The 484-nt window shown below is 79.1% G+C and carries 1 protein-coding gene; it reads right to left on the reverse strand.

Features of this window, described 5'->3' with window-relative positions; genetic code table 11:
* The coding region (locus B7767_RS42180) for a beta-ketoacyl synthase N-terminal-like domain-containing protein (protein ID WP_143652997.1) at window positions 1-484 on the reverse strand (484 nt) is incomplete at both ends.

The raw sequence follows: 484 nt of genomic DNA on the forward strand, positions 1-484 counted from the left end.
CCCGTCCGGCGGCGCGGCACCGGGACCGGCCTCGGCGAGGACCTGCCGGTAGCCGCTGTCGCCGACGGCGGCGAAGACGCCGATCCGCAGGCCGCGGCGGCGCGGCCCGGCGTATCCGGCGCGTTCCAGCGCCTCGTGGGCGAGTTCGAGGAAGATCCGTGCCTGCGGGTCGAGCGCGCGCGCCTCCTCGGCGCCGATCCCGAAGTGCCCGGCGTCGAAGGCGGCGGGGTCGTCCAGGAAGGCACCCCACCGCCCGTCCTCCGCCGCCGCCCCGGTCGTGCCCCAGCGGCCCGCGGGCACCTCCGTCACGGCGTCGCGGCCGGCGGTGAGCAGCTCCCAGAACTCCTCCGGCGTACCCGCGCCGGGGAACCGGCAGGCCAGCCCCACCACGGCGGTCTCCGGGCCCCGGGACGACGTACCGCTCCCGGTCTCCCGCCGTTCGGAGGCCCGCCGCCCCGTCGCGTCCAGGAGGTGGCCGGTGAGG

This window comes from Streptomyces sp. 13-12-16 (genome assembly GCF_002114215.1).
Classification (GTDB): Bacteria; Actinomycetota; Actinomycetes; order Streptomycetales; family Streptomycetaceae; genus Streptomyces.